General features: G+C 60.1%; 16 protein-coding genes. 12 read left to right on the forward strand and 4 right to left on the reverse strand.

Features of this window, described 5'->3' with window-relative positions:
- Positions 1-54: 54 nt before the first annotated feature.
- Genes gatB through gatC form a run of 3 tightly spaced genes read right to left on the reverse strand, consistent with a single transcriptional unit; the run spans position 55 to position 3,266 of the window.
- Positions 55-1,500, reverse strand: coding sequence for an Asp-tRNA(Asn)/Glu-tRNA(Gln) amidotransferase subunit GatB (gatB, locus tag ACZ0A4_RS28530; RefSeq protein WP_463577310.1), 1,446 nt, complete (start codon positions 1,498-1,500; stop codon positions 55-57).
- Positions 1,501-1,510: 10 nt separating this feature from the next.
- Positions 1,511-2,962: an Asp-tRNA(Asn)/Glu-tRNA(Gln) amidotransferase subunit GatA gene (gene gatA, locus ACZ0A4_RS28535; protein ID WP_025109475.1), complete on the reverse strand. Its 1,452-nt coding sequence runs from the start codon at positions 2,960-2,962 to the stop codon at positions 1,511-1,513.
- Positions 2,963-2,978: 16 nt separating this feature from the next.
- Positions 2,979-3,266 carry an Asp-tRNA(Asn)/Glu-tRNA(Gln) amidotransferase subunit GatC gene (gatC, locus tag ACZ0A4_RS28540; protein ID WP_007901429.1) on the reverse strand — a complete coding sequence of 96 codons (288 nt, stop codon included), beginning with the start codon at positions 3,264-3,266 and terminating at the stop codon, positions 2,979-2,981.
- Positions 3,267-3,477: 211 nt separating this feature from the next.
- Between gatC and mreB the strand changes: the two genes are divergently transcribed.
- The 8 genes from mreB (at position 3,478) to tldD (ending at position 14,685) form a co-directional block, all read left to right on the forward strand.
- On the forward strand, positions 3,478-4,515 hold the full coding sequence (gene mreB / locus ACZ0A4_RS28545; protein WP_002555108.1) for a rod shape-determining protein MreB: 1,038 nt from the start codon (positions 3,478-3,480) through the stop codon (positions 4,513-4,515).
- 141 nt (positions 4,516-4,656) lie between these two features.
- Positions 4,657-5,796, forward strand: a complete 1,140-nt coding sequence (gene mreC / locus ACZ0A4_RS28550; RefSeq protein ID WP_463577653.1) for a rod shape-determining protein MreC — start codon at positions 4,657-4,659, stop codon at positions 5,794-5,796.
- The gene (mreD, locus tag ACZ0A4_RS28555) at positions 5,796-6,287 is read left to right on the forward strand and encodes a rod shape-determining protein MreD (protein ID WP_077571118.1); all 492 of its coding nucleotides are present in this window, start codon (positions 5,796-5,798) and stop codon (positions 6,285-6,287) included. The genes mreC and mreD overlap by 1 nt, the downstream gene beginning before the upstream one ends.
- A gap of 37 nt (positions 6,288-6,324) precedes the next feature.
- Positions 6,325-6,921 carry a Maf family protein gene (locus tag ACZ0A4_RS28560; RefSeq protein ID WP_463577313.1) on the forward strand — a complete coding sequence of 199 codons (597 nt, stop codon included), beginning with the start codon at positions 6,325-6,327 and terminating at the stop codon, positions 6,919-6,921.
- 58 nt (positions 6,922-6,979) lie between these two features.
- Positions 6,980-8,437, forward strand: coding sequence for a ribonuclease G (gene rng, locus ACZ0A4_RS28565; RefSeq protein ID WP_007915369.1), 1,458 nt, complete (start codon positions 6,980-6,982; stop codon positions 8,435-8,437).
- Between the two features lie 75 nt (positions 8,438-8,512).
- Positions 8,513-12,319 (forward strand): YhdP family protein, encoded by a 3,807-nt coding sequence (locus ACZ0A4_RS28570; RefSeq protein ID WP_463577315.1) that lies wholly within the window; start codon positions 8,513-8,515, stop codon positions 12,317-12,319.
- A 58-nt stretch (positions 12,320-12,377) separates the two neighbouring features.
- Complete coding sequence (locus tag ACZ0A4_RS28575; RefSeq protein WP_463577316.1) at positions 12,378-13,238, forward strand: carbon-nitrogen hydrolase family protein; 861 nt, start codon at positions 12,378-12,380, stop codon at positions 13,236-13,238.
- A gap of 4 nt (positions 13,239-13,242) precedes the next feature.
- The gene (tldD, locus tag ACZ0A4_RS28580) at positions 13,243-14,685 is read left to right on the forward strand and encodes a metalloprotease TldD (protein WP_034154473.1); all 1,443 of its coding nucleotides are present in this window, start codon (positions 13,243-13,245) and stop codon (positions 14,683-14,685) included.
- A 51-nt stretch (positions 14,686-14,736) separates the two neighbouring features.
- Here tldD and yjgA read toward each other — a convergent pair whose 3' ends face one another.
- Positions 14,737-15,261, reverse strand: coding sequence for a ribosome biogenesis factor YjgA (gene yjgA / locus ACZ0A4_RS28585; protein WP_007915377.1), 525 nt, complete (start codon positions 15,259-15,261; stop codon positions 14,737-14,739).
- A gap of 108 nt (positions 15,262-15,369) precedes the next feature.
- On the opposite strand from yjgA, the gene pmbA reads away from it, so the two are divergent.
- From pmbA to ACZ0A4_RS28605, 4 genes are all read left to right on the forward strand, one after another.
- Positions 15,370-16,716 carry a metalloprotease PmbA gene (gene pmbA, locus ACZ0A4_RS28590; RefSeq protein WP_463577318.1) on the forward strand — a complete coding sequence of 449 codons (1,347 nt, stop codon included), beginning with the start codon at positions 15,370-15,372 and terminating at the stop codon, positions 16,714-16,716.
- A gap of 248 nt (positions 16,717-16,964) precedes the next feature.
- Positions 16,965-17,372 (forward strand): FagA protein, encoded by a 408-nt coding sequence (locus ACZ0A4_RS28595; RefSeq protein ID WP_141127755.1) that lies wholly within the window; start codon positions 16,965-16,967, stop codon positions 17,370-17,372.
- Entirely contained in the window at positions 17,353-18,729 is a 1,377-nt protein-coding gene (locus ACZ0A4_RS28600; protein ID WP_463577320.1) for a class II fumarate hydratase, read from the forward strand. Before ACZ0A4_RS28595 ends, ACZ0A4_RS28600 begins: the two co-directional genes overlap by 20 nt.
- A 27-nt stretch (positions 18,730-18,756) precedes the next feature.
- Positions 18,757-19,197 (forward strand): hypothetical protein, encoded by a 441-nt coding sequence (locus ACZ0A4_RS28605; protein ID WP_463577322.1) that lies wholly within the window; start codon positions 18,757-18,759, stop codon positions 19,195-19,197.
- Position 19,198: the final 1 nt, after the last annotated feature.

The raw sequence follows: 19,198 nt of genomic DNA on the forward strand, positions 1-19,198 counted from the left end.
CAAGCTCGCTCCCACAGGGAATAGAGCCAGGCTTTGGATCTGGCTCCATTGTGGTCAGCCTTCGAGCTTGCTTTTCAGCAGTTCGTTCACTTGCTGCGGGTTGGCTTTGCCTTTCGACGCTTTCATCGCCTGACCGACGAAGAAGCCGAACATCTTGCCGCGCTTGGCTTCATCCGCCGCACGATACTGTTCAACCTGCTCGGCGTTGGCCGCGAGCATTTCGTCGAGTACCTTTTCGATGGCACCACTATCGCTAACTTGTTTTAGGCCGCGAACTTCAATGATCTGATCTGCGTCGCCTGCACCATTAGCTATAGCTTCAAAAACTACCTTTGCTACCTTTCCGCTAATAGTGAGGTCACGGATGTAGAGCAATAGCTCGCCGAGTTGCTTCGCAGTGACTGGTGTTTGGTCAAAACCTACTCCCAGCTTGTTGAGCAAGCTTCGCAACTCACCCATGACCCAGTTAGCGGCCAACTTGTAATCGCCGCATATTTCAGCGACCTGCTCAAAGTAATCTGCCTGTTCACGAATGGATGCAAGTACGTTGGCGTCGTACTCCGACAGACCGAGTTGGCTCTGGAAACGTTCGCGTTTCTGCGGTGGCAGTTCCGGCAGGGTGGCGCGCACCTCGCCGAGGAACGACTCTTCGATGACCACCGGCAGCAGGTCCGGATCGGGGAAGTAACGGTAGTCGTTGGCTTCCTCTTTCGAACGCATCGGACGGGTCTCGTCCTTGTTCGGATCGTACAGACGGGTCTGCTGGATCACTTTGCCGCCGTCTTCGATCAGCTCGATCTGACGCTGAATCTCGGAGTTGATCGCCTTCTCGATGAAACGGAACGAGTTGACGTTCTTGATCTCGCAACGCGTGCCGAACTCAACCTGGCCTTTTGGACGGATCGACACGTTGCAGTCGCAACGCAGCGAACCTTCGGCCATGTTGCCGTCGCAGATGCCCAGATAACGTACCAGCGCGTGGATCGCCTTGACGTAAGCCACGGCTTCCTTGGCGCTGCGCATGTCCGGCTCGGAAACGATTTCCAGCAGCGGCGTGCCGGCACGGTTCAGGTCGATACCGGTAGCACCGTTGAATTCTTCGTGCAGGCTCTTGCCGGCGTCTTCTTCCAGGTGCGCACGGGTGATGCCGACACGTTTGACAGTGCCGTCTTCCAGGGCGATGTCCAGGTGGCCCTTGCCGACGATCGGCAATTCCATCTGGCTGATCTGGTAACCCTTCGGCAGATCCGGGTAGAAATAGTTTTTGCGGGCGAACACGTTGTGCTGACCGATCTCGGCGTCAATCGCCAGACCGAACATCACCGCCATACGCACGGCTTCCTGGTTCAGCACTGGCAGAACGCCGGGCATACCCAGGTCGATCAGGCTGGCCTGGGTGTTCGGCTCGGAACCGAACGTGGTGGAACTACCGGAAAAGATTTTCGACCGGGTAGTGAGCTGAGTGTGAATCTCCAGCCCGATCACGACTTCCCATTGCATGTGTGTCTCCTCAGAAGCCGGTTGGGGTGCGGGTGTGCCAGTCAGTGTTCAACTGATACTGGTGCGCAACATTGAGCAAACGGCCTTCCTGGAAATACGGCGCGAGCAATTGCACGCCAACCGGCAAACCGTCGACAAAACCGGCCGGCATCGACAGGCCCGGCAGGCCCGCGAGGTTGGCGGTGATGGTGTAGACGTCTTCCAGATAGGCAGCGACCGGGTCGCTGTTCTTGGCGCCAAGCTTCCAGGCCGGGTTCGGCGTGGTTGGGCCGAGGATGATGTCGACTTCATTAAAGGCAGCCATGAAATCGTTCTTCACCAGACGACGGATCTTCTGCGCTTTCAGGTAGTAGGCGTCGTAGTAACCGGCGGACAGCGCGTAGGCACCGACCATGATCCGGCGCTGCACTTCCGGGCCGAAGCCTTCGCCACGTGAGCGCTTGTACAGGTCGATCAGATCTTTCGGTTGCTCGCAACGGTGGCCGAAACGCACGCCGTCGAAACGCGAAAGGTTGGAAGATGCTTCTGCCGGCGCGATCACGTAGTACGCAGGAATCGCGTGCTGCATGTTCGGCAGGCTGATTTCCTTGATCACGGCACCGAGCTTCTGCAGCTCTTTGATGCTGTTCTGGATCAGCTCGGCGATGCGCGGGTCGAGACCGGCGCTGAAGTATTCCTTCGGCACGCCAATACGCAGGCCTTGCAGCGAATCGCCGAGGCTGGCGGAGTAATCCGGCACGGGCTCATCGATGCTGGTGGAGTCGTTCTGATCGAAGCCGGCCATACCTTGCAACAAAATTGCGCAGTCTTCGGCAGTGCGCGCCAACGGGCCACCCTGGTCGAGGCTGGAGGCGTAGGCGATCATGCCCCAGCGCGAAACGCGACCGTAGGTCGGTTTCAGGCCAGTGAGGTTGGTGAACGCTGCTGGCTGACGGATCGAACCACCGGTGTCAGTGGCCGTGGCTGCTGGTAACAGACGAGCGGCAACTGCCGCCGCCGAACCACCGGACGATCCACCTGGAACGTGTTCCAGGTTCCACGGGTTTTTCACCGCGCCGTACCAGCTCGACTCGTTGGCCGAACCCATGGCGAATTCGTCCATATTGGTCTTGCCCAGGGTCACGGCACCGGCGGCCGCCAGTTTTGCGACCACGGTGGCGTCGTACGGCGCTTTGAAGTTGTCGAGCATCTTCGAGCCGCAGCTGGTGCGAATGCCCTGGGTGCAGAACAGGTCTTTGTGAGCGATCGGCGCGCCGAGCAGGGCGCCGCTCTCACCGTTGGCGCGGCGGGCATCGGCGGCTTTCGCCTGCTCGAGGGCCAGCTCTTCGGTGAGGCTGATGAAACTGTTGAGCTGCGGATCGAGCTGGGTGATACGCGCCAGCAGGACTTTGGTCAGCTCTTCGGAGGAAAACTTTTTATCGGCAAGACCGCGGGCGATCTCGGCCAGAGTCATTTGATGCATTGCAGGCTCTTTCCCTTTAGTCGATGACTTTCGGAACCAGATACAGGCCGTTTTCGACCGCTGGTGCGATGGACTGGTAGGCCTCGCGGTGATTGGTCTCGGTCACAACGTCGGCGCGCAGGCGCTGACTGGCTTCCAGCGGGTGGGCCAGAGGCTCGATTCCGTCGGTATTAACAGCCTGCATTTCGTCGACCAGACCGAGAATGCTGTTGAGAGCGGAAGTAATGTGTGGAAGATCGGCATCATTGAGGCCAAGGCAGGCCAGATGAGCGATTTTTTCCACGTCGGAGCGTTCTAGCGCCATCGGGATTCTCCTGTGGAAAACAGAACGGACGGCGTCCGTGTGTTAGATTGTCGGAACACTACCGCACTTCTACGGTCATAAGGCCGCGATTGTGGGGCTTGGTGCACAGAAAAGCGGCCAATTTAACATATTGGCGCCTTGCCCAAAATCCCTGTCGTTGTTAGAGTTTGCCGCACTTTTTTACCCACGCGTTGCCTAGGGTCCCTTTCCCATGTTCAAGAAACTGCGTGGCATGTTTTCCAGCGATCTTTCCATTGACCTGGGCACTGCCAACACCCTTATTTACGTGCGCGAGCGCGGTATCGTCCTGAATGAGCCATCGGTTGTGGCCATTCGGACACACGGTAACCAGAAAAGTGTCGTTGCTGTCGGCACCGAGGCCAAGCGCATGCTCGGCCGTACGCCGGGCAACATTGCTGCCATTCGTCCGATGAAGGACGGCGTGATCGCCGACTTCAGCGTCTGCGAAAAGATGCTGCAATACTTTATTAACAAGGTTCACGAAAACAGCTTTCTGCAGCCTAGCCCTCGTGTGCTGATCTGCGTTCCATGCAAGTCCACTCAGGTTGAGCGTCGTGCCATCCGTGAATCGGCCCTTGGTGCCGGTGCCCGTGAAGTGTTCCTGATCGAAGAGCCAATGGCTGCTGCGATCGGTGCCGGCCTGCCGGTAGAAGAAGCGCGCGGTTCGATGGTCGTGGATATCGGTGGTGGTACCACCGAAATCGCGCTGATCTCCCTGAACGGTGTGGTCTATGCCGAATCCGTGCGCGTTGGCGGCGACCGCTTCGACGAAGCGATCATCACCTACGTGCGTCGTAACTACGGCAGCCTGATCGGTGAATCCACCGCTGAGCGCATCAAGCAGGAAATCGGCACGGCCTACCCGGGCGGCGAAGTTCGCGAAGTCGACGTTCGCGGTCGCAACCTGGCCGAAGGCGTTCCACGCGCATTCACCCTGAACTCCAACGAAGTGCTGGAAGCTCTGCAAGAGTCCCTGGCCACTATCGTTCAGGCCGTGAAAAGTGCTTTGGAGCAATCGCCGCCGGAACTGGCTTCCGACATCGCCGAGCGTGGCCTGGTGCTGACCGGTGGTGGCGCGCTGCTGCGTGACCTCGACAAGTTGCTGGCCCAGGAAACCGGTCTGCCAGTGATCGTTGCCGAAGATCCGCTGACCTGTGTTGCTCGCGGCGGTGGCCGTGCATTGGAAATGATGGATAAGCACACCATGGACCTGCTCTCGAGCGAATAAGTCGCCGGGTGCAATACGTGGGTGAGCGCACAGGCAGCACTTTGCAGTGCTGCCTGTTGGCGTTTATCTTCTGTCAGTCTTCATCCAGGCCGGTTTGATGCCGTATGAATAAACAGAACATTTGCCTGGGAGGAGCGGCTTATTAAACCGCTTTTCGCCAAAGGCCCTTCGTTGGGTGTGCGCCTGTTGGTGCTGGCCGTGCTGTCGGTCGCACTGATGGTGGTCGATGCCCGCTTCGACCTGCTCAAGCCTGCGCGCAAACAAGCGTCGCTGGTGTTGATGGACGCCTACTGGATCACTGATCTGCCCGGACGGCTGTGGGAAGGGATTGCCAGTCAATTCGGCAGTCGCACCGAACTGGTCGCCGAAAACGAAAAACTCAAGACCGAAAATCTGCTGTATCAGGGCCGCATGCAAAAGCTTGCAGCACTGACCGAGCAGAACGTTCGGCTGCGCGAGTTGCTCAATTCCTCTGCGCTGGTCAATGAAAAGGTCGAAGTGGCCGAGTTGATCGGCATGGACCCCAACCCCTTCACACATCGCATCATCATCAATAAAGGTGAGCGCGACGGCGTGGTACTGGGGCAGCCGGTGCTTGATGCGCGCGGACTGATGGGGCAGGTGGTCGAGTTGATGCCGTACACTTCCCGTGTATTGCTGTTGACCGATACCACCCACAGCATTCCTGTGCAGGTGAACCGCAACGGCTTGCGTGCGATTGCCAGCGGCACCGGTAACCCGGAGCGTCTGGAATTGCGTCATGTCGCCGACACGGCAGATATCAAGGAAGGCGATCTGCTGGTCAGCTCCGGTCTCGGCCAGCGATTCCCGGCCGGTTACCCGGTCGCCACAGTGAAGGAAGTGATCCACGATTCCGGTCAGCCGTTCGCGATCGTCCGCGCCGTGCCGACTGCTGCACTCAATCGCAGCCGTTACCTGCTGTTGGTATTCAGCGACAACCGCACTGCCGAAGAGCGCGCCAACGATGTCGCGCAAGCACAGGAAAATCTTGACGCCTTTGGTGGCGGCCCGATTGTTCCGGCCACTGTGCCAAAAACGGTGACACCGCCTGCAGCTGCTGCGACGACGCCAGCGCCTGCCGCACCGGCCGCTGCCGCCAGCACCACACCGGCCAAACCCGCTGCCAGTAAACCGCCAGCGGCTGCCAAACCACCGGCCACTACGCCAGCGGCAACCAAACCTCCAGCTGCCCAGCCCGCTGCACGACCTGCGGCGAAACCGCCTGTCAGTGCGCCGGCGACAACCGGGAGACAAGAATAATGGTCGGGGCTACCGCATCGCGAAACGGCTGGATTGTCTGGCTGACGTTTCTCATCGGCATGTTGCTCAGCGTCTCACCGTTGCCGCAATTCATGGAAATCCTGCGTCCGCTATGGCTGGCACTGCTCCTGACATTCTGGGCGCTGTACATGCCACAAACGGTCGGCATGGTCACGGCGTTTTGCCTCGGACTGGCTGAAGATGTGCTCTACGGCACGCTGCTTGGGCAGAACGCATTGATCCTGACACTGATCACCTTCCTTGTGCTGTCGTTGCAACAACGCCTGCGGATGTTCCCGATGTGGCAGCAATGCCTGGTGATTCTGGTGATCTTCGGCCTCGCGCAACTGGTGCAGTTGTGGCTCAGTGCCTTGACCGGTAACCGTCAGCCAACCCTGGCGCTGGTGCTACCGGCGCTGGTCAGTGCCTTGCTTTGGCCGTGGGTCAGCTTTGCCCTACGCGGATTGCGCCGACGCTACAAAATCAATTGAGCCGGTGAAGCTGGGCACTGAACAGGGAGATGTTTTGATGAAGCCGCTTTACCTCGCCTCCGGATCGCCGCGCCGCCGTGAATTGCTCGCGCAGATAGGCGTTGCGTTCTCCGCCATCAGTGCGGATATCGACGAAACTCCATTACCCGAAGAATCGCCGTCGGCCTATGTCGAGCGTCTGGCGCGCGGCAAGGCCGAGGCCGGGCGTCGCACAGTCGTGTCCGCTCAGCCATTCTGCGTGCTGGGTGCCGACACCGCCGTGGTGCTGAACGGCAAAATTCTTGGCAAACCGGTGGACGAAGCCGACGCATGCGCCATGCTGATGATGTTGTCCGGCAAGGAGCACGAAGTGCTGACCGCCATCGCTGTGCTGGAAGACGAGCGCTGCGAGTCGCGGGTGGTGCACAGTCTGGTGCGGTTCCGCCCGATCAGCAGTAAAGAGGCCGCTGCCTACTGGGCCAGTGGCGAGCCGCGGGACAAGGCCGGCGGTTATGGCATTCAGGGGCTCGGCGCGGTGTTTGTCGCGGGGCTCAACGGCAGCTACTCGGCAGTGGTCGGGCTGCCGGTTTGCGAAACCGCAGAACTGTTAGGCCATTTCGGCATACCCTGTTGGCAAAACCTGAACGCGCAATAAGCGTCGTACGAATCCAGATGCGGCCATTATCGTGAACACGCCTGAACGAGATCCTGCCATGAGTGAAGAGATTCTGATCAACATCACGCCGATGGAGTCGCGCGTGGCGGTGGTCGAAAACGGTGTGCTGCAAGAAGTCCACGTCGAGCGCACGCAAAAACGCGGGATCGTCGGCAACATCTATAAAGGCAAGATTGTCCGGGTGCTGCCGGGCATGCAGGCAGCATTCGTCGACATCGGCCTGGATCGCGCGGCATTCATTCATGCTGCAGAAATCTCTCTGCGTGAAGGCCCAGCGGTGGAAAGCATCAGCGCGCTGGTGCACGAAGGCCAGAGCCTGGTGGTGCAAGTCACGAAGGATCCGATCGGCTCGAAAGGCGCGCGGTTGACTACGCAGCTGTCGATCCCGTCGCGCTATCTGGTGTACATGCCGCGCACCGCCCACGTCGGCATCTCGCTGAAAATCGAAGACGAAGCCGAACGCGAGCGCCTCAAGCAAGTGGTCAGCGATTGCGTGGCCAAAGAGGGGATCAAGGAGGCCGGCGGTTTTATTCTGCGCACCGCCGCCGAAGGCGCTGGCGCCGATGAAATCCTCATGGACATCCGTTACCTGCGTCGCCTGTGGGATCAGATCAACGAACAGATCAAAACCATCGCCGCGCCGAGCGTGATTTACGAAGACCTCGGTCTGGCGTTGCGTACGCTGCGTGATCTGGTCAACCCGAAAATCGAGAAGATCCGCATCGATTCCCGGGAAACCTTTCAGAAAACCACGCAGTTCGTCGCCGAACTGATGCCTGAAATCGCCGATCGTCTGGAACATTACCCGGGTGAGCGGCCGATTTTTGACCTGTACGGCGTCGAAGATGAAATCCAGAAAGCCCTCGAACGCAAGGTGCCGCTGAAATCCGGCGGCTATCTGGTGGTCGATCCTGCGGAAGCCATGACCACGATCGATGTGAATACTGGCGCGTTCGTCGGCCATCGCAACCTCGAAGAAACCATCTTCAAGACCAATCTCGAAGCGGCCACCGCGATTGCCCGGCAGATGCGCCTGCGCAATCTGGGCGGGATCATCATCATCGACTTCATCGACATGGAAGATGAGGAACACCAGCGCCAGGTGCTGCGCACGTTGGAAAAACAGCTGGAGCGTGATCACGCCAAGACCAACATCATCGGCATTACCGAGTTGGGTCTGGTGCAGATGACTCGCAAGCGCACGCGTGAAAGTCTCGAGCAGGTGCTGTGCGAACCGTGCAGCAGTTGCCAGGGGCGCGGCAAACTGAAAACCGCGGAAACCATCTGTTACGAGATCTTCCGCGAGATCCTCCGTGAAGCGCGTGCCTATCAGGCCGAGGGTTACCGGGTACTGGCGAACCAGAAAGTCGTCGATCGCTTGCTCGACGAAGAATCCGGTAACGTCGCCGAGCTTGAAGGGTTTATCGGTCGCACCATACGCTTCCAGGTGGAAACCATGTATTCCCAGGAACAATATGACGTGGTGCTGCTCTGATCCCCTGCGTCACGTTTATTCCACCGCGGCTGGCCTCAGCTTTTCGCAGTATTTTTGCCATGGGAGCCATCTGACATGGAGCGTCTGACACGCATTCTGGCCGCACTCACCCGTTGGGGGCTGGGCCTGTGCGCGTTGGTTCTGGTGTTGATGGCGTTATATGTCAGTCTCGGCCGCGAACTGACCCCGCTCGTGGCTGAATACCGCGCCGACATCGAAGACAAGGCCAGCGCCGCCCTTGGTATGCCCTTACAGATCGGCGAACTTGAAGGCAACTGGAGCGGTTTTGCGCCGATCCTGCTGGCTCATGACGTTATGGTCGGGGCTGGTGCCAATGCGTTGCGTCTGGACCACGTGCGAGCAGTGCCGGATCTCTGGGCCAGTCTGTTGGCGCGTGAAGTACGCATTGCCCACCTTGAACTCAACGGTCTGAAAATCAGCCTCAAGGAGGCCGAAGACGGCAGTTGGGCGCTGGAAGGTCTGCCGGTGCAAGACGATCAGCCGCTCGATCCGCAGCAGCTATTCAATCGCTCGCAGATGATTCAACAACTGTCGGTGCTCGACAGTCAGGTGACCTTGCAGCCGCAGGATCACGCTCCGCTGACGCTCACCTATGTCGGCCTGAATCTGAAAACCGGCGCCAGCCGTCAGCGGCTCGATGCGCGTTTGACCTTGCCCGATGGCCAGCCTGTTGCGTTGAGTCTGCGTACGCGAATTCGCCCGGAGCAATGGCAGGACAGTGTGGTGGAGGGGTATGCCAGTCTGCCGCAAAGCGACTGGTCCAAGTGGCTGCCGGAACGTCTGACCCAACAGTGGAATTTTTCCGAGATCAAGGCTGGCGGCGAACTTTGGGTCAATTGGGCCAAGGGCACGCTGCAAAGTGCGGCGCTCCGTTTGAACGCGCCGCAACTGACTGGCGCTTACGCCGAGCGCAAGCCGATCCAGATCAATAATCTGGCGCTTAACGCCTACTACGAGAACAGCGCCGAGGGCGCGACCGTTACCCTCGATTCGCTGGCGATGAGTTTCGGTGAAAACCGTTGGGAGTCGCATGTACAGCTGAAGCAGACGCGCGCGACCGACAAGGTGGACGAGCTCTGGCACTTGCAGGCGGATCGTCTCGATCTGACCCCGATCACTCCACTATTGAACGCTTTGGGGCCGCTGCCGCAGGGATTCGCCACGGCCGTCGATCATCTGAAGGTCACCGGTGGCCTGCGTAACGTGCTGCTGGATTTTCGCCCAAACGCCACCGATGGCAACAAATTCAGTTTCGCCACCAATCTGGATAACGTCGGTTTCGACGCCTATCACGGCGCTCCGGCAGCACGAAACGTCAGCGGTAGCCTCAGTGGCAACCTCGACGGTGGCGAGTTGCGCATGGACAGCAAGGATTTTGTCCTCCACCTGGACCCGATTTTCGCCAAGCCATGGCAGTACATTCAGGCCAACGCACGCCTGACCTGGAAACTCGATAAAGACGGCTTCACCCTGATCGCTCCATACCTGAAGGTGCTCGGCGAGGAGGGCAAGATTGCCGGCGACTTCCTGATTCGCCTGCATTTCGACCATAGCCAGGAAGATTACATGGACCTGCGCGTCGGTCTGGTTGAGGGCGATGGTCGCTATACGGCCAAATACCTGCCAGAAGTCTTGAGCCCGGCGCTCGACGAGTGGCTGCGTACGGCAATCCTCAAAGGTGCGGTCGACCAGGGTTTCTTCCAGTATCAGGGCTCGCTGAGCAAAAACGCCGGTGAGGCCGATCGCAGCATCAGTCTGTTCTTTAAGGTGCACGACGCTGAACTGGCCTTTCAGCCAGGCTGGCCGCACGTGAGCAAGGTCAGTGGTGACGTGTTCATCGAAGACAGTGGCGTGCGGATCTGGGCCGACAAGGGCCAATTGCTCGACACTCAGGTCAGCGATGTCTTCGTCAATATTCCTCACGTAGCGGCCGGGCAACACACGCACATGTATCTCGACGGCGGGTTTGCCGGCGGCCTCGGTGATGGCCTGAAAATTCTTCAGGACGCACCGATCGGCACGGGTGAGACCTTCGCCGGTTGGGAAGGGGCGGGGGATCTGCAAGGCAAGCTCAAGCTCGATATCCCGTTGGACAAGGGCGGCGACCAGCCGAAAATCCTCGTCGATTTCAAAACCGCCAATGCGCGGTTGAAACTGGCTGAGCCGAAGCTGGAGCTGACTCAACTCAAGGGCGATTTCCGTTTTGACAGTGCCAAAGGACTCAGCGGGCAGAACATCGCAGCGCGCGCATTCGACAAACCGGTGACTGCGCAGATCTTCGCCGATGGCAGCCCCGGCAAGCTCAAAACCCGGGTCGCGGCATCCGGGCAGGTCGAAGTGAAGAAACTCACCGACTGGCTGGGTGTGACGCAGCCATTGCCAGTGTCAGGGACGATTCCGTATCAACTGCAGTTGAATCTGGACGGCGCCGATAGCCAGTTGATGGTCAGTTCCAGCATGAAAGGTGTGGCGGTGGATCTGCCGGCACCGTTCGGCATGACGGCAGATGTTGGTCGCGATACCGTGTTCCGCATGACCTTGCAGGGGCAGGAGCGGCGTTATTGGGTCAATTACGACCAACTGGCTAATTTCACTTTTGCCGCGCCGCCGAGCAATTTTGCCGAGGGCCGTGGCGAGTTGTTCCTCGGTGCCGGTGAAGCGGTGCTGCCGGGCGCCAAGGGCTTGCGGATTCGCGGGGTGCTTTCGGAGCTGGACGTCGCGCCGTGGCAGGACCTGGTCAACAAATACGCCGGGCAGGATCCGGGCGGCAGCGCCAAGCAATTGCTCAACAGCGCTGATTTCAAGGTCGGCAAGCTCACCGCATTCGGAACTACGCTGGATCAGGCGTCGGTCCAGGTCAATCGCAAGCCGGGCGCGTGGAATCTGACCCTCGACAGCCAGCAGGCGAAAGGCTCGGCAAGCCTGCCGGACGCCAAGGGCGTACCGATTACGGTTAATCTGCAATACGTGAAACTGCCGGCGCCGGACCCGACGGTGCAGGCTGACGAGAATTCGCCGGATCCGTTGGTGTCGGTCGACCCGACGAAGATTCCGGCACTGGATATCACCGTCAATCAACTGTTTCTGGGACCGGATCTGGTCGGCGGCTGGTCGTTGAAGGTACGGCCGACTGTCAAGGGTATCGCCCTGAACAAACTCGACATGGGCCTCAAAGGCATCCTGTTGCAGGGCAACGGCGGCTGGGAAGGCACGCCGGGTGCGACCAACAGCTGGTTCAAGGGCCGGATCGGCGGCAAAAACCTCGCCGATGTCCTCAAGGGCTGGGGCTTTGCCCCGAGCGTGACCAGCGAAGAATTCCACATGGACGTCGATGGCCGTTGGCCGGGCTCGCCGGCATGGCTGGCGACCAAGCGCTTCTCCGGCACCCTCGATGCGTCGTTGAACAAAGGCCAGTTCGTTGAAGTGGAGGGTGGCGCACAGGCGTTGCGGGTGTTTGGGCTGCTCAACTTCAACTCTATCGGCCGGCGTTTGCGTCTGGACTTCTCCGACCTGTTCGGCAAAGGCTTGAGCTACGACCGGGTCAAAGGTCTGCTGGTGGCAAACAATGGTGTGTATGTCACCCGCGAGCCGATTCGCCTGACCGGCCCTTCAAGTAACCTTGAGCTGGACGGCACGCTGGATCTGGTCGGTGACCAGGTCGACGCCAAGTTGCTGGTGACGTTGCCGGTGACCAATAACCTGCCCATCGCTGCGCTGATTGTCGGTGCACCGGCGGTTGGCGGTGCGTTGTTCCTCATCGACAAGTTGATCGGTGACCGTGTGGCGCGCTTTGCCAGTGTGAAGTACACCGTCAAAGGCCCTTGGAAAGAGCCGAAAATCACCTTTGACAAGCCTTTTTGAACAGCCAGCCCCTGAACCGATGGAGTAGCATGGCCGCATACCTCTTGCGGAGTTCGCCATGTCTTTAGCGGTGATTCAAATGGTCAGCCAGAGCGACGTGCTGGCCAATCTGGTCCAGGCCCGGCGCCTGCTCGAGCAGGCTGCGGCCGGCGGTGCGAAGCTCGCGGTGCTACCGGAAAATTTCGCTGCCATGGGCCGTCGTGACGTCGCTGACATCGGTCGCGCCGAAGCGCTTGGCGAAGGGCCGATCCTGCCATGGTTGAAACAGACCGCCCGCGACCTCAAGTTATGGATAGTGGCCGGCACTTTGCCGTTGCCGCCGGTGGATCAACCAATGGCCAAGTCCAATGCCTGCTCGCTGCTGGTCGGTGATCAGGGCGAAATCGTTGCACGCTATGACAAGCTGCATCTGTTCGATGTCGATGTGGCGGACAATCGCGGCCGTTACCGCGAATCCGATGACTATGCTTATGGCAGTGGCGTCGTCGTTGCCGATACGCCGGTCGGCCGACTCGGTCTGACCGTGTGCTACGACTTGCGCTTTCCCGAGCTGTACAGCGAGTTGCGCGCCGCCGGTGCCGAATTGATTACCGCGCCGTCGGCCTTTACTGCGGTGACCGGCGCCGCGCATTGGGATGTGCTGATTCGCGCACGGGCCATCGAGACCCAATGTTATGTGCTGGCCGCAGCACAAGGCGGAACCCATCCGGGACCGCGCGAAACCTTTGGCCATGCGGCGATTATCGACCCGTGGGGCCGCGTGCTGGCGAGTCAGGATCAAGGCGAAGCGGTGTTGTTGGCCGAACGCGACAGTATTGAACAAGCGTCCATCAGGGCGCGAATGCCGGTGACCAGTCATCGGCGGTTTTTCTCGCAGGGCGCACAGCGGCCTGCTTCAGAACACGAATTTAAGGCGTAAACCTATGAGCGAGTTGTTGTCCTCAGTCAGTGATCACCTGTTGGCGCCCGGTGGCGTGACGATCGAGAGCCTGCAAGGCGTGCTCGGCGATCTGGCCGGCCCCGGCATCGACGCCGCCGACCTGTATTTCCAGGGCCAGATTTCCGAGTCGTGGGCGCTGGAAGACGGCATCGTCAAGGAAGGCAGCTTTAACCTCGACCAAGGTGTCGGCGTCCGCGCGCAGTCCGGTGAGAAAACCGGTTTTGCCTACAGCAACGCGATCACCCTCGAGGCCCTCGGCGCAGCCGCCCGAGCCGCGCGTTCGATCTCCCGCGCCGGGCAGAACGGCACGGTGCAGGCGTTCACCACGCAGGATGTCGCGCAACTGTACGCGCCGGACAACCCGCTGGAAGTGCTGAGCCGCGCCGAGAAGGTTGAACTGCTCAAGCGTATCGATGTGGCTACCCGCGCGCTTGACCCGCGTATTCAGCAGGTCAGCGTCAGCATGGCTGGCGTCTGGGAGCGGATTCTGGTGGCGTCCACCGACGGCGGCCTGGCGGCGGATGTGCGCCCGCTGGTGCGTTTCAACGTCAGTGTCATCGTCGAGCAGAATGGCCGTCGCGAGCGTGGCGGGCATGGCGGCGGCGGGCGTACCGATTACCGTTATTTCCTCGCCGAAGACCGCGCCATGGGTTATGCCCGCGAAGCGTTGCGCCAGGCGCTGGTGAATCTTGAAGCAATTCCGGCACCGGCCGGTACGTTGCCGGTGGTACTGGGCTCGGGCTGGTCTGGCGTGCTGCTGCACGAAGCCGTCGGTCACGGTCTGGAAGGCGATTTCAACCGCAAGGGCAGTTCCGCTTACAGCGGGCGCATGGGTGAAATGGTTGCCTCGAAGCTCTGCACCATTGTCGATGACGGTACCTTGAGCGGCCGTCGCGGTTCGCTGAGCGTTGACGACGAGGGCACCCCGACCGAGTGCACCACGCTGATCGAAAACGGCGTACTCAAGGGCTACATGCAGGACAAGCTCAATGCGCGTCTGATGGGGGTGGCTCGTACCGGTAACGGTCGTCGCGAGTCTTACGCGCATCTGCCGATGCCACGCATGACCAACACCTACATGCTCGGCGGCGAAAGCGATCCGGCGGAAATCATTGCTTCGGTGAAGAAGGGCATCTACTGCGCCAACCTCGGCGGCGGTCAGGTCGACATCACCAGCGGCAAGTTCGTGTTCTCCACCAGCGAGGCGTACCTGATCGAAGACGGCAAGATCACCGCGCCAGTCAAAGGTGCGACGTTGATCGGCAACGGCCCTGAGGCAATGAGCCGGGTGTCGATGGTCGGTAACGATCTGGCGCTGGACAGCGGTGTGGGCACGTGCGGCAAGGATGGGCAGTCGGTGCCGGTAGGCGTGGGTCAGCCGACGCTGAAAATCGATGCGATCACCGTGGGTGGCACGGGCGCATAAGAAGAGGTGGAGCTTCGGGTGGTGCGCAGGGCGACCACCCGGTGGCGAATATCAACGCAGACCGCGTTGAGTCTCGTCCAGCTCACGGATGTACTTGAAGATCTTGCGGCTGGAAGCAGGAGGTTTGTTTTGCGCAACCTCGTGCTGAGCCTGACGGATCAGGGAGCGCAATTGCTGGCGATCGGCGTCCGGGTACTCGACGACGAATTTCTCCAGCACGGCATCGTCGCCTGCGATCAGACGATCACGCCAGCGTTCGAGATTGTGGAAACGCTCGTTGTACTGGCGAGTGGAGGCATCGAGTTGATCGAGCAGCGTGAGAATCGCGTCAGTGTCCTGATCGCGCATCAGTTTGCCGATGAACTGCAGGTGCCGTTTACGCGCGATGTTCGCGGTGTGCTTGGGCGCATCGGCCAAGGCACGGCGCATCGCGTCGGTCAGTGGCAGTTTTGCGATCAAGTCAGGCTTGAGTGTTGTAAGGCGCTCGCCAAGGTCAACCAGAGCATGCAGCTCGCGTTTGACCTGAGATTTGCTTTTTTCTCCCGTATCGAGGGAGTCGTCGTAAGAATCAACCATGGTGGCAGTCCGCAAAGAAACGCCGCCATGATAACCAGTCGGGGGCCGCTTGTCCGGCCCGGTCGCTCGATGGCCCCAGCCGAAAGCAGAATTTGAGTGGAGATGAGCATGAGTGCAGTTGAAAGCGTCGGCCCGCAGGCATTGCCGGCACTGCAGGAACAAGTCGAGCAGATCATCGCCGAAGCCAAGCGTCAGGGCGCCAGCGCCTGCGAAGTAGCCGTGTCGCTCGAGCAGGGTCTGTCGACCTCGGTGCGTCAGCGCGAAGTCGAAACGGTAGAATTCAACCGTGATCAGGGCTTTGGCATCACGCTGTATGTGGGCCAGCGAAAAGGCTCGGCCAGCACCTCTGCCACCGGACCGGACGCCATTCGCGAAACCGTCGCGGCCGCACTGGCGATTGCCAAACATACCTCGGAAGACGAAGCCTCGGGTCTGGCTGACGCTGCGCTGATGGCCCGCGAGCAGCAGGATTTCGATCTGTTCCATGAATGGGATATCACTCCGGAGCAAGCCATCGAGAAAGCTCTGCTCTGTGAGGCGGCAGCATTCGACGCCGATTCGCGGATCAAGAACGCCGATGGCACCACGCTCAGCACCCATCAGGGTTGCCGCGTTTACGGCAACAGCCACGGTTTCATCGGCGGTTACGCGTCGACCCGGCACAGCCTGAGCTGCGTGATGATCGCCGAGGCCGATGGCCAGATGCAGCGCGATTACTGGTACGACGTGAGCCGCCAGGGCCAATTGCTGGCCGATCCGGTGAGCATCGGTCAGCGTGCTGCGCTACGGGCGGCAAGCCGTCTCGGCGCACGTCCGGTGCCGACTTGTGAAGTGCCGGTACTGTTTTCCGCAGAGCTGGCGGGCGGTTTGTTTGGCAGTTTCCTCTCGGCGGTATCCGGTGGCAGCCTGTATCGCAAATCGTCGTTCCTTGAGGGCTCGCTGGGGCAGAAGCTGTTCCCGGAATGGCTGACCATTGACGAGCGGCCGCATTTGATGCGTGCGATGGGTAGCGCTTCGTATGACGGTGACGGTCTGGCGACTTACGCTAAACCGTTCGTCGAAAAGGGCGAGTTGGTGTCGTACATCCTCGGCACTTACTCCGGGCGCAAACTCGGCATGCCGAGCACTGCCAACGCTGGCGGCGTACACAACCTGTTCGTCACCCATGGCGACGAAGACCAGGCGGCGCTGTTGAAGCGAATGGGCCGTGGCTTGTTGGTTACTGAGTTGATGGGCCATGGCCTGAACATGGTTACCGGCGACTATTCGCGCGGGGCGGCGGGGTTCTGGGTCGAAAACGGCGAAATCCAGTTCGCGGTGCAGGAAGTGACCATCGCCGGCAACATGCGTGACATGTTCAAGCAGATTGTTGCGGTGGGTAATGACCTGGAGCTGCGCAGCAACATTCGCACCGGCTCGGTGTTGATCGAACGGATGACTGTCGCGGGCAGCTAAGCTCCAGCCGTCATACACAAGGCGCGCCACCTAATCGGGTGGCGCGCCTTTTTTCTTGTCTCCACACAAAAACCTGTGGGAGCGAGCCTGCTCGCGAAAGCGATTTAACAGTCGACCGCAGCGGCGACGGACACGACGCCTTCGCGAGCAGGCTCGCTCCCACAATGAAGTGTGTGTCATCAAGCGCTCTTGTTTTGGTTCTCATTATCATCTAATAATAAATCTCATTATCGGATGAGCCCCGGATCATGAGTTCTGCCTTGCACGAGCAGCCGTACCTCGAAAGCTGGCGCTGGATGAGTCGCCAGATCCGTTGCGCGATGGATCCTGACGAGCCGCGCCTGATCGAACATTACCTGGCCGAAGGCCGATACCTGTCTTGTTGCACCGCGACCTCACCCTGGACGGTCGCCGAAACCTCCTTCCGTTTGCTGTTCGACACGGCCACCGACATCGCCTTGCCGTGGCACTGGCGCAGCCTCTGTCTTGATCAAGCCTGGCGCCCGTTGCGTGAAATGGAACGCCTCTCTTTGTGCAAATGCCGGCTTAAACGCTGGCAGCGGTACACCTGGCAGCTCGCCACTTGCGAGTTGCTTCCCTCGATTCCTCTCATTGAATTAGTCCAAGGATTTACCGATGACCAAGACACGTATTGAGCGCGACAGCATGGGCGAACTGCAGGTGCCGGTAGACGCTCTCTACGGCGCGCAAACCCAGCGCGCAGTGGATAACTTCCCGATCAGCGGCAAACCGATGCCGACGCAATTCATTCGCGCACTGATCCTCGCCAAAGCCGCCGCAGCTCGCGCCAACGTCGAGCTCAATCAGATTACAGCCGCGGAAGGTAAAGCCATCAGCGATGCCGCGCAAGGCCTGCTCGAAGGCGATTTCATGCAGCACTTTCCGGTGGATATCTTCCAGACCGGGTCCGGCACCAGCTCGAACATGAACGCTAACGAAGTGATCGCCACCCTGGCCAGCCGCCTGCTCGGTGAGCCGGTCAACGCCAACGATCACGTCAACTGCGGTCAGAGCAGCAACGACATCATCCCGACCACCATTCACGTCAGCGCTGCGCTGGCCCTGCACGAACAACTGCTGCCGGCGCTGCTGCACCTGGTGCAAGTGATCGAGCACAAGGCCGCGCAAGAGCATCACCACGTCAAAACCGGCCGCACACATTTGATGGACGCGATGCCGGTGCGCATGAGCCAGGTGCTCAACGGTTGGGCGCAGCAGCTCAAGGCCAACATCGGCCACCTGCAAGACTTGCTGCCAAGCCTGCAATCGCTAGCGCAGGGCGGCACGGCCGTCGGCACCGGGATCAACGCGCATCCTGAGTTCGCCGCACGTTTCAGTCGCCAGTTGAGCCAACTGACCGACGTGCAATTCACTCCGGGCAAGGATCTGTTCGCGCTGATCGGCTCGCAGGACACCGCCGTCGCCGTCTCTGGCCAGCTCAAGGCCACCGCTGTGTCGTTGATGAAAATCGCCAACGACCTGCGCTGGATGAACTCCGGCCCGCTCGCCGGCCTCGGCGAAATCGAACTGGAAGCCCTGCAACCGGGCTCGTCGATCATGCCGGGCAAGGTCAATCCAGTGATCCCGGAAGCCACCGCCATGGTCGCCGCGCAAGTGATCGGCAACGACTCGGTGATCACCATCGCCGGCCAGTCGGGCAATTTCGAATTGAACGTGATGCTGCCGATCATCGCGCAAAACCTGTTGAGCAGCATCGAACTGCTGGCCAACTCCAGCCGCCTGCTTGGCGACAAGGCCATCGCCAGCTTTAAGGTCAATGAGTCGCGCTTGAAAGAAGCGTTGTCGCGCAACCCGATTCTGGTCACCGCGCTCAACCCGATCATCGGTTACCAGAAAGCCGCCGAGATCGCCAAGCAGGCCTACAAGGAAGGCCGCGCGGTGATCGACGTCGCTCTGGAACACACCGACCTGTCGCGCAGCCAACTGGAAGAGTTGCTCAATCCCGAGAAACTCACCGCCGGCGGCGTGTAAACCCCGCAACCGCTTTGGAGGCTCACCATGGAGCACTGGAAACGCACGATCGAACGGGCCAATCGCTGCTTCATGCTCGGCGAATTGATCGACGCCCGTGAGGCTTACCTGCAAGCCCTGGCCCTGGCGCAAGTGTTGTTCGAACGCTGGGCGGATGCCGACGAAGCGGTGGCGGCCTGCGTCATCTCCCACCACAACCTCGCGGATCTGCACCTGCGCCTGAACCAGCCGGAGGAGAGTGCCGAATACCTCTGCGCGATCCATCAACGACTGTTGCAGACCATGCAGGACGAACGTCAGCGTCTGGCATTGCGTGAAGCAGCGCTGCGCCAGAGCAGCAAGACCTACGTCGAGCTGCTGAATTTCATCAGTGAACACGGCGAATACCCGCGCACCCAGCGTCTGCTGCACCCGGATACCGGCAATGCGCGCCGCGCGCCTGCCCCACATCACCTTGGAGTCCATTGAA

The sequence above is a fragment of the Pseudomonas sp. AC172 genome, from assembly GCF_979258595.1.

What these genes read in the sequence shown, in the direction of transcription:
- ACZ0A4_RS28570 (WP_463577315.1), top strand. Translation starts at nt 8,513, where the DNA reads ATGGAGCGTCTGACACGCATTCTGGCCGCACTCACCCGTTGGGGGCTG.
- mreB (WP_002555108.1), top strand. Translation starts at nt 3,478, where the DNA reads ATGTTCAAGAAACTGCGTGGCATGTTTTCCAGCGATCTTTCCATTGAC.
- pmbA (WP_463577318.1), top strand. Translation starts at nt 15,370, where the DNA reads ATGAGTGCAGTTGAAAGCGTCGGCCCGCAGGCATTGCCGGCACTGCAG.
- ACZ0A4_RS28560 (WP_463577313.1), top strand. Translation starts at nt 6,325, where the DNA reads ATGAAGCCGCTTTACCTCGCCTCCGGATCGCCGCGCCGCCGTGAATTG.
- gatC (WP_007901429.1), bottom strand. Translation starts at nt 3,266, where the DNA reads ATGGCGCTAGAACGCTCCGACGTGGAAAAAATCGCTCATCTGGCCTGC.
- ACZ0A4_RS28605 (WP_463577322.1), top strand. Translation starts at nt 18,757, where the DNA reads ATGGAGCACTGGAAACGCACGATCGAACGGGCCAATCGCTGCTTCATG.
- ACZ0A4_RS28595 (WP_141127755.1), top strand. Translation starts at nt 16,965, where the DNA reads ATGAGTTCTGCCTTGCACGAGCAGCCGTACCTCGAAAGCTGGCGCTGG.
- ACZ0A4_RS28575 (WP_463577316.1), top strand. Translation starts at nt 12,378, where the DNA reads ATGTCTTTAGCGGTGATTCAAATGGTCAGCCAGAGCGACGTGCTGGCC.
- rng (WP_007915369.1), top strand. Translation starts at nt 6,980, where the DNA reads ATGAGTGAAGAGATTCTGATCAACATCACGCCGATGGAGTCGCGCGTG.
- yjgA (WP_007915377.1), bottom strand. Translation starts at nt 15,261, where the DNA reads ATGGTTGATTCTTACGACGACTCCCTCGATACGGGAGAAAAAAGCAAA.
- tldD (WP_034154473.1), top strand. Translation starts at nt 13,243, where the DNA reads ATGAGCGAGTTGTTGTCCTCAGTCAGTGATCACCTGTTGGCGCCCGGT.
- mreD (WP_077571118.1), top strand. Translation starts at nt 5,796, where the DNA reads ATGGTCGGGGCTACCGCATCGCGAAACGGCTGGATTGTCTGGCTGACG.
- ACZ0A4_RS28600 (WP_463577320.1), top strand. Translation starts at nt 17,353, where the DNA reads ATGACCAAGACACGTATTGAGCGCGACAGCATGGGCGAACTGCAGGTG.
- gatA (WP_025109475.1), bottom strand. Translation starts at nt 2,962, where the DNA reads ATGCATCAAATGACTCTGGCCGAGATCGCCCGCGGTCTTGCCGATAAA.
- gatB (WP_463577310.1), bottom strand. Translation starts at nt 1,500, where the DNA reads ATGCAATGGGAAGTCGTGATCGGGCTGGAGATTCACACTCAGCTCACT.